19 protein-coding genes are annotated in these 12,156 nt (G+C 62.4%); 10 read left to right on the top strand and 9 right to left on the bottom strand.

Features of this window, described 5'->3' with window-relative positions; translation table 11 throughout:
• The 4 genes from RKE40_RS28825 to RKE40_RS28810 form a co-directional block, all read left to right on the top strand.
• A partial coding sequence (locus RKE40_RS28825) for an N-acetylmuramoyl-L-alanine amidase (RefSeq protein WP_316021599.1) occupies positions 1-537 on the top strand: 537 nt, incomplete at its 5' end.
• 302 nt (positions 538-839) lie between these two features.
• Positions 840-1,292 carry a hypothetical protein gene (locus tag RKE40_RS28820; protein WP_316021598.1) on the top strand — a complete coding sequence of 151 codons (453 nt, stop codon included), beginning with the start codon at positions 840-842 and terminating at the stop codon, positions 1,290-1,292.
• A 61-nt stretch (positions 1,293-1,353) separates the two neighbouring features.
• The gene (locus RKE40_RS28815; RefSeq protein ID WP_316021597.1) at positions 1,354-1,908 is read left to right on the top strand and encodes a GumC domain-containing protein; all 555 of its coding nucleotides are present in this window, start codon (positions 1,354-1,356) and stop codon (positions 1,906-1,908) included.
• Positions 1,909-1,952: 44 nt separating this feature from the next.
• Positions 1,953-2,183 carry a hypothetical protein gene (locus RKE40_RS28810; protein WP_316021596.1) on the top strand — a complete coding sequence of 77 codons (231 nt, stop codon included), beginning with the start codon at positions 1,953-1,955 and terminating at the stop codon, positions 2,181-2,183.
• 441 nt (positions 2,184-2,624) lie between these two features.
• On the opposite strand, the gene RKE40_RS28805 is transcribed toward RKE40_RS28810, so the two are convergent.
• A complete protein-coding gene (locus RKE40_RS28805; protein ID WP_316021595.1) occupies positions 2,625-2,888 on the bottom strand; it encodes a DUF982 domain-containing protein in 264 nt (87 codons plus the stop codon).
• Between the two features lie 650 nt (positions 2,889-3,538).
• Here RKE40_RS28805 and RKE40_RS28800 point away from each other — a divergent pair.
• The gene (locus RKE40_RS28800; protein ID WP_316021594.1) at positions 3,539-3,952 is read left to right on the top strand and encodes a DUF1236 domain-containing protein; all 414 of its coding nucleotides are present in this window, start codon (positions 3,539-3,541) and stop codon (positions 3,950-3,952) included.
• A 452-nt stretch (positions 3,953-4,404) separates the two neighbouring features.
• Here RKE40_RS28800 and RKE40_RS28795 read toward each other — a convergent pair whose 3' ends face one another.
• Positions 4,405-4,614 (bottom strand): hypothetical protein, encoded by a 210-nt coding sequence (locus tag RKE40_RS28795; RefSeq protein ID WP_316021593.1) that lies wholly within the window; start codon positions 4,612-4,614, stop codon positions 4,405-4,407.
• A gap of 155 nt (positions 4,615-4,769) precedes the next feature.
• On the opposite strand from RKE40_RS28795, the gene RKE40_RS28790 reads away from it, so the two are divergent.
• Both RKE40_RS28790 and RKE40_RS28785 read left to right on the top strand, forming a co-directional pair.
• Positions 4,770-5,000: a hypothetical protein gene (locus RKE40_RS28790; protein WP_316021592.1), complete on the top strand. Its 231-nt coding sequence runs from the start codon at positions 4,770-4,772 to the stop codon at positions 4,998-5,000.
• A 129-nt stretch (positions 5,001-5,129) separates the two neighbouring features.
• The gene (locus RKE40_RS28785) at positions 5,130-5,399 is read left to right on the top strand and encodes a hypothetical protein (protein WP_316021591.1); all 270 of its coding nucleotides are present in this window, start codon (positions 5,130-5,132) and stop codon (positions 5,397-5,399) included.
• Between the two features lie 453 nt (positions 5,400-5,852).
• Here RKE40_RS28785 and RKE40_RS28780 read toward each other — a convergent pair whose 3' ends face one another.
• The 4 genes from RKE40_RS28780 to ku (RKE40_RS28765) form a co-directional block, all read right to left on the bottom strand.
• On the bottom strand, positions 5,853-6,101 hold the full coding sequence (locus RKE40_RS28780) for a hypothetical protein (protein WP_316021590.1): 249 nt from the start codon (positions 6,099-6,101) through the stop codon (positions 5,853-5,855).
• A 251-nt stretch (positions 6,102-6,352) separates the two neighbouring features.
• Positions 6,353-6,589, bottom strand: coding sequence for a DUF7696 family protein (locus RKE40_RS28775; protein ID WP_316021589.1), 237 nt, complete (start codon positions 6,587-6,589; stop codon positions 6,353-6,355).
• 29 nt (positions 6,590-6,618) lie between these two features.
• Positions 6,619-6,870, bottom strand: a complete 252-nt coding sequence (locus tag RKE40_RS28770; RefSeq protein WP_316021588.1) for a hypothetical protein — start codon at positions 6,868-6,870, stop codon at positions 6,619-6,621.
• Between the two features lie 26 nt (positions 6,871-6,896).
• The gene (gene ku, locus RKE40_RS28765; RefSeq protein ID WP_316021587.1) at positions 6,897-7,697 is read right to left on the bottom strand and encodes a non-homologous end joining protein Ku; all 801 of its coding nucleotides are present in this window, start codon (positions 7,695-7,697) and stop codon (positions 6,897-6,899) included.
• 127 nt (positions 7,698-7,824) lie between these two features.
• On the opposite strand from ku (RKE40_RS28765), the gene ku (RKE40_RS28760) reads away from it, so the two are divergent.
• Together ku (RKE40_RS28760) and RKE40_RS28755 are read left to right on the top strand one after the other, a co-directional pair.
• Positions 7,825-8,664 carry a non-homologous end joining protein Ku gene (ku, locus tag RKE40_RS28760; protein WP_316021600.1) on the top strand — a complete coding sequence of 280 codons (840 nt, stop codon included), beginning with the start codon at positions 7,825-7,827 and terminating at the stop codon, positions 8,662-8,664.
• Positions 8,665-8,682: 18 nt separating this feature from the next.
• Positions 8,683-8,958 (top strand): hypothetical protein, encoded by a 276-nt coding sequence (locus RKE40_RS28755; protein WP_316021586.1) that lies wholly within the window; start codon positions 8,683-8,685, stop codon positions 8,956-8,958.
• A gap of 352 nt (positions 8,959-9,310) precedes the next feature.
• Here RKE40_RS28755 and RKE40_RS28750 read toward each other — a convergent pair whose 3' ends face one another.
• The gene (locus RKE40_RS28750; protein WP_316021585.1) at positions 9,311-9,772 is read right to left on the bottom strand and encodes a hypothetical protein; all 462 of its coding nucleotides are present in this window, start codon (positions 9,770-9,772) and stop codon (positions 9,311-9,313) included.
• A gap of 377 nt (positions 9,773-10,149) precedes the next feature.
• Between RKE40_RS28750 and RKE40_RS28745 the strand changes: the two genes are divergently transcribed.
• Positions 10,150-11,028, top strand: coding sequence for a hypothetical protein (locus RKE40_RS28745; RefSeq protein ID WP_316021584.1), 879 nt, complete (start codon positions 10,150-10,152; stop codon positions 11,026-11,028).
• A 102-nt stretch (positions 11,029-11,130) separates the two neighbouring features.
• Here RKE40_RS28745 and RKE40_RS28740 read toward each other — a convergent pair whose 3' ends face one another.
• Both RKE40_RS28740 and RKE40_RS28735 read right to left on the bottom strand, forming a co-directional pair.
• Positions 11,131-11,652 carry a hypothetical protein gene (locus RKE40_RS28740; RefSeq protein WP_316021583.1) on the bottom strand — a complete coding sequence of 174 codons (522 nt, stop codon included), beginning with the start codon at positions 11,650-11,652 and terminating at the stop codon, positions 11,131-11,133.
• The gene (locus RKE40_RS28735) at positions 11,649-11,903 is read right to left on the bottom strand and encodes a hypothetical protein (protein WP_316021582.1); all 255 of its coding nucleotides are present in this window, start codon (positions 11,901-11,903) and stop codon (positions 11,649-11,651) included. Before RKE40_RS28735 ends, RKE40_RS28740 begins: the two co-directional genes overlap by 4 nt.
• Positions 11,904-12,156: the final 253 nt, after the last annotated feature.

Below are 12,156 nucleotides of genomic sequence, written 5' to 3'. Positions count from 1 at the left end.
GAGCCCGACAAGAGCGCGATGGCGCAGCCGGCGCCGGCATCCCAGCGTCTCGGCGGCATCGTCGCCGCGCCGCCGCCGAATGTCGCGAGCCTGCCGCTGCTGGCGACGGCCCGGCCGATCGACGAGATCGTCTGGCACTGCGCCGCCACGCGCGAAGGGCAGGACTTCACCGTCGCGGACATCCGCGCATGGCATAAGCAGCGCGGCTTCTCGGATGTCGGCTATCACTACATCGTCTATCGCGACGGCAGGATCATGCTCGGCCGGCCGGTCGGCCAGCAGGGCGCGCACTGCGCCGACGGCGGCAAGAACCGCGGCACGATCGGCTGTTGCTACATCGGCGGCGTCGCGGGCGACGGCCAGATGCCGAAGGACACCCGCACGCCGGCGCAGCGCGCGTCGATGCTCTGGCTGACGCAGCAGCTGATCGCTCAGCATCGCGGCATCAAGCGCGTGACCGGCCATAACGATTACACGAACGCAAAAGCTTGCCCGTCCTTCAAGGTCGGCAGGGACGAGATCGGGCGGCTGATGTGATCAGTTCACGGCCTAATCGTCGTTCTCGGCGCGGAGCTGCACCGGAAACGCATCCACGATCACTTCAGCGAGTTTTTCGGCCTCCGCTGAAGCCAACCTTATGGCCTTCCTATCAGCTCGCTTCTTCAGGGTTACGTCCCGCAGTGTAGTCCGCCGCTGATAATAGGCGGTCGAGCGCATTCTTATTGTCATTTGGCTCTCTCCACCCCCGGGGGCACCTTATCCTGCCGACGATCTCTTGTCGTTAGCATTCGACGCCCCCGGAGCTCCCGGGCGCCGCCACCATCATCATGGAGATCATCATGAAGCTGTTCGCCTATCTGGGCGCGCTGGCGCTCGCCTGCGTCGTCCTCATGCTCGCCGCCGTGTCCGCCGAGGCGCAGACGCTAGGAGATTCCCTGCTCGGCGTGTTCCGTCCCTATCTTGTCGAGCTTGCCGGCATCTTTGTCGCGGCGCTCGCCGCCTGGCTGTTCAAGCTGATCCGCGAAAAGCTCGGGCTCGACATCGAGGCGCGGCACCGCGAGGCGTTCCAGACCGCGCTGACGCAGACGGCCGGCTTGTTGATCTCGCGGCTCGGCTCGGGCGCCATGGCGGTTCGGCTGCCGGTCGACAGTCCCAACATCGCTGACGGCGTCACTTATGTGCAGCAGGCCGTTCCCGACGCCGTGGCACGCTTCGGGCTCGATCCCGACGCCATTGCCGAGAAGCTCACCGCGAAGATCGGTGTCGTCGCCGCAGCCGCCTCGGCGCGCTGATCTGGCCAAGCCTATTAATGGCCTTGCCAGCCTACCTGAGAGGTGATGCGGAGTGACTGACATGAGCAGGCGCGGCGGCGGAGGTGGCGCACGAGATCATCAAGCACGGTACAACATCGGCGCGCTGGAGCAGCGCGCCTATGGCCTGGAGCAGGGCGTCGCCGGCCTCTCCAGTCAGATATCCGGGCTGTCTCAGCAGATCGCCGCCAGCGGCAAGACGAACTGGACGGTCATCATCGGCTTCGGCGGCATCGCCCTATCCTTCATGATCGCAATAGGCGGCATGGCCTACTGGCCGATCCGTGAGACGCAGAGCGACATGAAAGCGACCATCGCCAAGCTCACCGACCTTCAGGCCGGCCTCGGCGAGCGCTTCGTTTCGATCCGAGAACTTGACGCCAGGAGCAGCCGGACGCGCCAAGACATCGATCGCTTGAACACGGACCTTACCGCTCTCGACGTGACGAGCCGTCGCTCGATGGAGCAGGGCGACGCCAATCTACAGCGACAGATCGACGATCAAAAGAAGGCCTTCGGCGAGACCTATAGCCTGCGCGACGCGATGCAGCAGTTCCGGCGCGAGCTCGACGAGCTTCGGAAACGAGCGCCTCCCTGATCTGTAGTCTCAGCTATGCTTATTGCCGAATCTGTGAGGTGAACGTGAGCAATCTGATCAACAATGAAAGCGCCAAACTTGCCGCTCAGATGTGGGGCAATGCAGCAGTTGGCTCCTTCCTGACCGGCATTATTGTCCCGCTGGTAAGCTTTGTCGGCAGCGATCGAGACTGGCCGGCGAGGAATGAGCTTCTCGTCGGCGGCTTCGGGATGATGTTGGCGGTAGTTTTTTGGACTTCCGCGTTTTGGTCGCTGAAATCCCTGAGAGACCAGTAAGCACGGGCTCTGGACCATCTGGCATTAGCTGCCCCTCGTGCGCGTGCCGCCGCTGCCGGGGTGAGCGTTATCATCGACATCCGGAACGAACGCGCATCGCGCGCGTTGGTCGGATGTCTTCTATGCACCCCTCCAACTTTCGCCCCGCTGGCTCCCGCCGGCGGGGTTTTTCTGTTTGAGCGGCTGATGACCCTGCCCAGCGTGTGCTGCGACTCTTCGCCACCCTCAGTGCTTCATCGTTGAGATGACGCAACGGCTTCCTCGTAAGCGCCGTGAACACCCTTTTTAGGGGAGGGGCCAAATCTCGACTGCTTTACTAGTAACCGGCGCGATGCTCGGCGTTGCAGCCGTATCCTGGTGGGCCTCAAGGCGTTGGCCTCTGTAGCCGCATTATTCCAACTCGTGCGCCCGGTCCCGTTGACGACGGGGCCGGGTCTTTCGTTATCGGGCGCCGTGCGAGCTTCCGCGCCGGCTGCTGATGAAAGCTGCGACGTCGGGTGCGAGGATGTCGCGTCTTTCCGCCCATGAAGCGAAGAGCCCCCGCGCTGTTTCAGTTTCGATGTCGCCACGGACGGCTGCCAGACAGCCTTTCAGTGCCAGCGAGAAAACAACGTCGCGCTGCGAAGCAGGCCAGTCGGTCAGGAACATGTAGGCCTCCATCGCCGATGAAACTGCGGTGGGAACGCCGAACTGGGTCAGCACCACGACAGGACGCTCGAATTGATCTGACGGAAGTGCCAAGGTCGTATCCTCCTGTAGCAACATGGATGCGATTGCCGCAGCAGGGCAGGAGCTCCGGGCTGCAGCGCCGGAAGATTTATGGGCAATGGCAGTCGGTTCAAGGGGGCGGTTGGTTTACCCCCTTACTCGCCGATATTGCCCTCGCGAATGCAGGCCGGCATGAGCGGCTCCGAGTGGCTCGGCGCTTCGTCAAGGGCCCCCGAAGGACAACATCGCTAGAGTCCCGAGGATGAGGGCAAGGGTGCCCAGCCATAGCGATGCGGGAAGCGACATGGGCGGGACTCGATAAAGGAAATGGGCGGCTGACAACGCGGGTGTCTCAAGAGAGTTCCGCTGCGCCCAATTGTGCGTCCCCGGAGACCTCACCCTGGATTCGAACAGGGGATGTGAGGCCTACGCAAACCTCCGCGTAGCCATTCGGCCACGTGGGCGAAGAGAATGCGACCGCGGCTCATGCCGCGAACGCAGCAGCTCCGGTGAATGCGCAGCATGCGCTCCCTCGTTGCGTTGGCAAGGAAGGCTCCATGAAGCCGCCAACCAACCGATCCCAAGTGGAACCTTTTACAAGGATTCTAAGTTGTGGCGCCAACTGGGGAGCAACGGGAGTTCAAGTCATGAAGAAGATCATTCTTGCTGGCGCAATCGCCTTGGCTCCGATGGCGGCTTTCGCTCAGAACCCCTCGGGAGCCCAGGGTGGCGCGGCCGGCGGCGCAGCTGCTGGCGCAGTTGGCGGTGCGGTTGTCGGCGGCCCGGTAGGCGCTGTTGTGGGCGGCGTCGGGGGCGCCGTCGTCGGAGGCATCATCGGCGACAACACCCCGCGCTTCAAAACCTATGTGACCGAGCAGCGCGTCCCGTCCTACACATACAGCGAAGAAGTTCGGGTCGGCGCAGTGCTGCCCGAGCGTGGCGTGACTTACCGTGAAGTGCCGGCTGAGTATGGCGTGAAGGATTACCGCTATACCGTCGTCAACAACCGCACGGTCCTGGTCGAGCCGAAGACTCGCAAGATCGTCCAGGTCATCGAGTAAGCAGGTCAAGCCCCAAGGCCCGGTCTCGCTCGCGCGGGGCCGGGCCCTTTTGTTATCGAGCGCCGAGCGAGCTTTCACGCCGGCTGCTCACGAAAGCCGCGTCGTGGGGCGCCAGGAGCCGTGGCGCTCCGCCCGGCCCTCGGGCTGTCTGAGTTTCGATGTCACTTTGTGGGCGATGTGAGGGCTGTATTGCGCGGGATTTTGCGCCCGCCAGTAAATTTTCTTCCCGAGCTTGGGAGGATGGTGTGGAGACTGGGGCGTTATTCATCGGCATCGCGCTCTTCGGCCTGGCCATTATGACAAAGCGCTGGCCATACTGAAACGCCCTCATGAGCGCGCCAATTACTCGGTCTCGCTAACGTGGGGGCGGTCTCGTCTCACTTCCTACGGCCGCGTAATGCGCGGCGTCCAATTCCATCTCAGCCACGATCGCGCGTAACTCTTCCATGCGCTCAGCCTTTTTCGGCGCATGTCGATTTTGACCAATGCCCGAGCGCGTTGCAGGCCAACTCGTAGGCCTCGCAGAGGTCCAGGAAACGGTCGCTTGAAACGCCGGCAAATGCCTGTCGGTGCTGCGGCATCCGCAGCATCAGCCGCGCGCGACCTTGCTCCTCGATCGCAGACGTCACCGTGTGGGGTTTGGGCTTGTGCATGGCTGACATGCTCCCACTCCGCTGAAGGCCCGTCGATTGTACGTTGTGACGGAAACAGATTCCACAATGGCCCGGTCTCGCTCGCGCGGGGCCGGGCATTTTCTCTTTTGACGTTCTTCCGGGCCTGCGGCGTCACGTTCCTAGGGATGCTGGGCAATGAGCCTATGCTGGTCACTCAGGAGGAAGCGATGCCGTTTCGATCCTTCACCGATCCAGTCGATCTTGCGCGAGCAGCCGCGGCATTCGAGGCGGCGTGGCGCGAGGTCAGATTGACCCAGCCCAATATCGATGAACGAGAGCGCGCTCGATTGGCGGCTATCATAGTGGAGCTGGTACCGTTCGCGATCGATGAAGATGACCTCGCGCAGCGCGCTGTCGAGGAGTTCCGGTCCTGAAGCGTTGGGCGCGCGTGTTCTTCGGCCCGGCCTTGCGAGCCGGGCATTTTTTCGTTCATGCCCCTTGAAAAAATACCCGTCGCTCGCTTCATTTTCGGCGTGTGTGCCTTTGGGAAGGAGGAGGGTGGCATGCCGTTCAGTTCGTTGAGTGATCCGGTTGTACTGGCTCGGGCGCTGTCGGCTTCGGAGGCAGCGTGGCAGAGGGTCAAAGACGAGCAGATTTTTATGCTGGGTTCCGAGGAGGCCGAGCGGACCCGGCTCAAGTTCATTGTCGCGTCGCTGGCCCCGTTAGCGCTAAGCGAGGAAGATCTCGTCGAGCGCGCCGTCGAGCACTTTGGACAGAAGGCGGCCCGTGATGGGGCTGTGCCGACGAGCCGGCACTCAGACTCTATGGTGTGAAGATGCGCGAGCGTTCATCGCGCGGCGCCCCAGGGGCTGGGGATGCCGCAGGTGATGAAGCAGATCGCGATAATCACGAGGGTCACAGCAAGTAACCACAGCGCCGTTGGCGAAGTCATCAGCGGCGTCTCTCTGTTATCCATGATACCCAACTGCCTCTTCGATACAATGTTCCTGATGAAGGAACCTTGTTCCTGCGTCGAGGTTTTTCGCTTGGCCGTCGGCAGCGTTGGAGTGTTGGCCCGACGGCCCTCTGTGTCGCGTTGGGTGGCGTGTCATGGAAACAGATCGCGTGGAAATCATCGCCAGGGCGCTTTGCCGGTCGGCCGGCTTCGACCCGGACGCCCTACTTCCTCCTGAAATGGACTATGCGCTGATGTCGCCAGCACGAGAGCCACTGCCGGCATGGCGGCGTTTCAGGCGCGCAGCGGAGGTATACTGCGACGCAAGGGTTTATGAATTGGCATCCGAGCCGGTGAGGCGACTTGCCGCCTCATCAGTTGACGAGCAGCCAGTGTCACGACCTCGGCGGGCTTCATAGAGTTCGATCGCTGCTGAAAAGGCCTGAAAGGTCAGCGCGTCCACAGAGCCGGGCTCGGCGTTCGCCAGTCGGTCCGCCTCGCGCCGGGCAGAATCGTATTCAGCAGGCGTGTTGATAACGACGGTCGGCTGTTCCGGGCTAAATCGCGTTGGCAAGGTCATTCATCCCCTCTTACAGGGACGATATTCCTTGGCACCGACTGAGACCAGCCCAGCCAACGCGCGCATCAATTCGTTCTGCTCTTTCCCCGGTGGCCCTGAGTCGAGGAACCTTGTCGAGACGAGACGGTTTTGAAGACGATCGGCCTCTTGGCGGGTGCCGATCACGGCGGTCATCTTCTGCCCTGGAGATGGCCGACGGCGGACAACTTGCCCGCTGCCCGCGAGGGTAGCGGGCATTTAAATTGCCGCGCTTACTGCGCTGTAAGCTGCCTGTACCGTGCAATCTCCGCCCTCAGGGCCGCCACGGCTACCTCGCCGCGCACACCTTTGATGCCGCGCTCTTCGCGATCGGTCGAGCCGGCGACTCCGTCGAGCATGACGCTGAGCTTCGGCGGCGGAAGCCCAGCGAGATAGGCGATCTCGCATTCATGACGCCACTCCTCCGACCAGGTCGAAACCTCCGCGGCTGCAAGGTGAGAATAGGCCATGGGGCGGTCGGTCTGATTATGCGCCATCATTATTCGCATCGGGTGAGAGTTCTCCCCGTTGGCACGATCTCGAAGAGGCAATCGTCGACAAAGCGCACCGGGGTTCCGTCCTCCAGCGCATAGCTCGTCGTGCTGAGATTCGGGAAGAGAGCCGAGACGATGACGGTGTAGCGGTTTCCATCCTCGTCCTGGCAGGCCTCGCGATAGAGCTCGAGCGGGATCGGAACGGGGACGCTGGCGAGCTTGGAGCTATGTCCGGCTCGCTTGGGCTGTGCACGCATGTCAACACCTCACACTGGGCGCTCAGTCAGCCTCGGAGTGACTTGTCCTCCTGGAGGCTCTTCTTCAACGCATCGAAGAGATTGACGACGTTGGCGGGCCGGTCTTTCTCGCCGGAGCCGGCGGATTTGCGCGAGCCTTTGCGCTTCTTCGACGCGATGAGCTTCAGCAGGTGCTCTTGAACCGGATCTTTGACCAAGTCCGGTGACCAGTCCTGCGTCTTGGTCGCGATAAATTTCTGCGCGAGCGACAACAGCTCCGGTGCCGGCTTCTCCTTGGCGATCCCGCTGAAGTAGTTCTTCTCGTCGCGGACCTCGTCGCCATATCGCAGCGTCCAGAGCACGATGCCGTGATCCCGGGGCTCCAGCATTACCGCCCGCTCGCGCCGGTAGAGCACGACCCGCGAGATTCCGACCATCTTCGTCGCTGCCATGGCGTCGCGGATGACGGAGAAGGCCTCTTCTCCCACCTCGTCATCGGGGACGAGGTAGTGCGGGCTGTCGAAATAGATCCAGGGAATGGAGTCGCGTGGGACGAAGGCGTCGATATCGATCGTGCGGACGGTATCGAGCCTGACCGCTTCGAGCTCTTCGTCCTCAATGATAACGAGCCGGCCGGCCTCGGCCTCATACCCCTTGGCCTGGTCATCGGGCTCGACCGGCTTGCCGCTGTCCGCATCGACATAGCGGCTGACCACGCGATTGCCGGTCTGGCGATTGAGCGTGTGAAAGCGGACTTTTTCACTTTCGGAGGTCGCCGGGCTCATGGCGACAGGGCAGGTCACGAGCGAGAGCTTGAGATAGCCCTTCCAATAGGTGCGGTCGGGCATGGCGACGCAACTCCGGACACGAAACTGCCGAGTCAAATGCGGCTGGACCAATAGAGTTCCCGTGGTCGGGAACCATGCGTGCTGCTGCGGATTGAATCGCTTGGGTTGCGATGTGGAGTTGCGTGTCATGGTCGCGGCGCGAGCGAACTGGAAGGGCTATCTGAAGTTTGGGGAAATCAGTTGCCCTGTCGCGCTCTACACCGGTGCGAGCACCTCCGAACGCATCTCGTTCCATACGGTCAATCGCGATACCGGCCACCGCGTTCGCCGAGAGTTCATCGATCCGGTCACCGAGAAGCCAGTCGAGCGCGAAGATCAGATCAAGGGATTCGAGATCGACACCGACCGCTATGTCGAGGTCGAGCCAGACGAGATCGCGAACGCGGTTCCCGATAGCAAGAAGCTCCTGGCTGTCGCCGCCTTCATCCCGTGCAGCGAGATCGACACAGTCTTCTTCGACAAGCCCTATTATCTCGCGCCCTCCGGCAAGATCGGAGAGGATGCGTTCGCGGTCATCCGCGAGGCACTGCGGGCCAGCAAGGTCGGCGCGCTCGCGCATGCCGTTCTGTTCCGTCGCTATCGCGCTCTGATGATCCGGGCCCAGGGTCTTGGTCTCGTCGCACACACCCTCAACTTCGACTACGAGGTTCGGTCCGCGGCCGAAGCCTTCGACGAGATTCCAAAGCTCAAGATTCAGAAGGAAATGCTCGAGCTCGCCAAGCACATCATCGAGACCAAGAAGGGCGAATTCGACCCGTCGAAATTCGACGATCGCTACGAAGCGGCGGTGGCGGAGATGGTCAAGGCGAAGCTCGCCGGCAAGCCGGTGAAGGTCATGCAGAAGGCTAAGGCGCCTAAGGTTGTCGACCTCATGGAGGCGCTGCGCGCGAGCGTCGGTGCGGGTCCAGCTGCGGCCGGGAAGGGCCGCCCTGTCAAAAGCGCGAGCGGGCTCAAGAAGGCGAGTTGAGCATTAACGGAGGTGGCAATGTCGATCGCCTATGTCCGGAAAATCAAGTCTTTTGGAGAGCGTCAGGCAGCTGTTCAGAGAGCGGCGCAGTTGATCAACGCCGCGATGGACGCGGGCGCCGAGCGCGAGTTTCAGCTGCTCTTTGACGCGATACTCGAGTTCGACATCGCCGAAGCGAAGATGCCAGTCGAGATCCCGCTGGGGTTCATGTATTTTCTGCGGTCAGCGCGCCACGCCTCGTTCAAGGGGCTGCGCGACAAGCAAGACGAGGTCAGCATTTACCGGTTGGAATAATCGGCGGTCGTGCCGATCGGCAGTGACGGAACTTTTACCGGCCGAGCAAGTTTGTGGCACAGCGTCTCACCGGTGCGCCGACTCAGGCTCTCCTGAGATGCGGGGGGCGATATTCGGGCGAATGCTCAACGAGTAGTCCTGGCCAATGTCCGCAGGCCAGCGGCCCGGTCGCTAATGCGGTCGGGCTTTTTTTCGCTTCCATGTTCCCGGGGATCTGAGGGGCTGCCGAAGGACATTGCAAAGCTCGAAGTGCTAGACGCGAACGTAAAGCAGCATTCCAGCGGCGAATTCCTTCAAGCAAGCTGCGGTCATGCACGATGGCGCCATTCGGACTGGCGCGGCTCTGCCGGGGCTAACGCAATAAACCTGTGGCCGCGAAGGACTCCCATCCGTCCAACTCAGCGCTCAGATCGTCGTCTTCCGACGTCGCCTCATCAGATTTGGCCGCTTTCTGGCGGCCTCGGGCCAGCTGAGCTTTAGCGGCTGCGCGTCGCCGGTTTTCCGAGATGGCCGCAGCGTCTTCCTCCCGCCACACCGCCGGCAAGTCGCGATCAAGAACATCTTCGATGTGCTGCGGGGTGAAGACGTGAAAGGTGACGGCCTTGGCGCGGCCTCGCATTTTGACGGTCCGGGTCCCGGCGCTCTGCAATCGGCCGGCCTTCATCCATTTGTGCCGTTCGCGGGAGGTGATGCCCAGGATATCTTCCACCTCGCTGGGAAGCACGGGGTAAGCTGCGATGCCCTCCAAGAGCCTTGTGACCGTCGCTGAGTGAAGTGCGAATTGATCGCGGTCCTCCGCCGGCATCCGCAGCACAACGTGGCTTCCTTGAACGTGCACATGTTTGCGAGTCTTCCAGGGCAGGCGGCGGCGGACTTCTCGCTCAACGCCGTATGCTCTTACCGACGATCCCAGGGTCGCAGTTGATGGCAGCGGCCACTCGGCAACGAGAAATGAGCTCGACGATGTCATTCGGCGCATTCTCCACGGAGGATCAACCGGCGCGGAGCGAACCGGTTCCGCGGGCGTGGAGGTCCCCGGGGGAACTTCGCGATGCCTCCACGGTTGCAACGTGATCGCCATTCCCGGCGCGGAAGCGGAGGCCATCCATGAACGGCATCATTTATATCATAGGCCTTGTCGTGGTCGTTTTGGCGATCTTGTCCTTCCTCGGACTACGATAGGGGCGTGCCATGGCAGTAAATCCGACTGACACCGTCATCGTTGCATCCGCCTCGAACGATACCGGCGCCTCCTATCTGGACTGGAGCCCGATTTTGGGTGGCGCGGTGCTTGCTGCCGCGATTTCCACGATCCTGGCGGCTTTTGGTTCGGCAATAGGCCTCTCTATGGTCTCGGCCGACACAACTCGCTCGTCCGGGCTGGCAGCTCTCGCTGTCGCCGGAGGACTATGGGCGTTGTGGGTGACGATCTCGGCTTGCGGCGCGGGTGGATATCTCGCCGGACGAATGCGCCGGCCCGCGCTGGACTCCACGGACCATGAACGTCACGTGCGAGATGGGGCTCATGGTTTGGTCGTATGGGCAGTTGGCGCGCTTCTTGTCGCCTTCATCACCAGCTCGACCATCACCGGTGCTGCAAAAACCGCTGCGACCGGCGTCGCAACCGCTGCCGCTGGGGCGGGCGCGCTCATCAGCCAGCAAGCCGACCCTATCGCATCGTCGCTAGACACAATGCTGCGCTCGACGGGCACGGAGCCGATTTCTGCGGAAGAACGGGAGGAGGCCTCGCGCGTTTTGGTTCGCAGCGTTGCGAACGGGAGCGTCGATGCGGCAGACCGCAGCTACATTGCCTCGAGGATCGCGGCGCGTTCCAATATCTCGCAGCAGGAAGCGGAGAAGCGCATTGATGATGCGTTCGCTCGCCTCAACCAAGCCAAGGAAGCGGCCAAGCAAGCTGCGGAACGCGCCCGGAAGATGGCTGTCGTCACGGCCTTTTTGACCGCTGCGGCGCTTTTGGCAGGTGCGGCTGCTGCATGGTTCGCGGCAGTGCTCGGCGGAAAACACCGTGACGAACAGACCGATCTGACCTCGCTATTTGGCCTGCGCTGAGAGCGGCATAAGTGTGCTCCGGCTAATCTTGCTGGAGCACACCGGCGCTTGGGTGCTTCGTCCGGCCTTCTGGCGGTTCCAGAGTTGGCTGCTCTCGGCGCCTCAAATCCTCGACGACGGCCACATCGCGCGATCCCGCTCGGCCAGATCAGCCGCCACCCGCTGGCGCAGTGCCCTGGGCATGTCCTCGAACCGCGTCAGCGCTTCGACCAGGCGCGAGAGCCGAGCCTCCTCAACCGAGCCCTCCAGGCAGCCGGCAAGGGCTTCGATCTGGGCGGGGGCGGCCTGCAGCTCATCCTCGTACATGAACATGCGCGTCGGCACGCCGAGCTTCTCGCGACGCTGGCGCTCCAACACGTCGTCATATTCAAGCTCAGCAAGGTAGTCGGGAAACCGCTCCCGGAGCCTCGCCTTCGCCTCGTCCAGGGTTTCGCTGCGACCTGCGTAATCCGGGCGATGTCGGTACTGGAAGGCTCCCAAGGACCAACCCCACGAAGGCGTTCCAGCCGGGAGCTGTTTGTCCTTGACGATGCGCCCGATCGTGGCGCCATCGTCGTTCAGCACGATGAAGTTGTCGGGCGCGTCGGGCGCGACCTGGCGCAGGCGGAGAAAGACCGGCGTCACGCCGCCCTGATCTGCTCTTCGAACTCTTCGGGGATCTCGCCATGGCGAGCGATTACCGCGAGCGACGCCACCTCGCCGGTCTCGTGGTCGGCGACCACATGCACGACGGCCACGCCCTCAGCGGTTCGAGCCAGACGTTCGCCATCCTGCAGGGCGTGATGCTTTGTCTTCGCCAGCACCCGCTGGCTGGGCACGAGCCGCTTCCGGTGGGTCTTGAAGGGCTGCAGGAAGAAGGCGTCGACGTTGGCCATGGCTTGACTCTCGCTCGGTTTGTTCTCACTATGTTCTCATACGAGAGGACGACCGTGATTGGAAGAGCCGCCAGATTTTGGAACGCCGCTGGGGCGCTGGCCATGGATACACGTGCATTTCCGCTGTTGTCTGCCGTCAGCGCCCTTGAGACAGTTCAGGGGTTTTCGGGAAGGGAGGATTTCTGGATCATCGCAGCCATTTTGGAGCGCAGATGAGACAGAAATCCGGGCCGGAGAAAGCACCGGCAGAGCA

Origin of the sequence: Allobosea rubneri, assembly GCF_032464875.1 — a bacterium.
GTDB lineage: Bacteria > Pseudomonadota > Alphaproteobacteria > Rhizobiales > Beijerinckiaceae > Allobosea > Allobosea rubneri.
The sequence above is the reverse complement of the archived record's forward strand: the minus strand, read 5'-3'. Positions and strand labels throughout refer to the sequence as shown.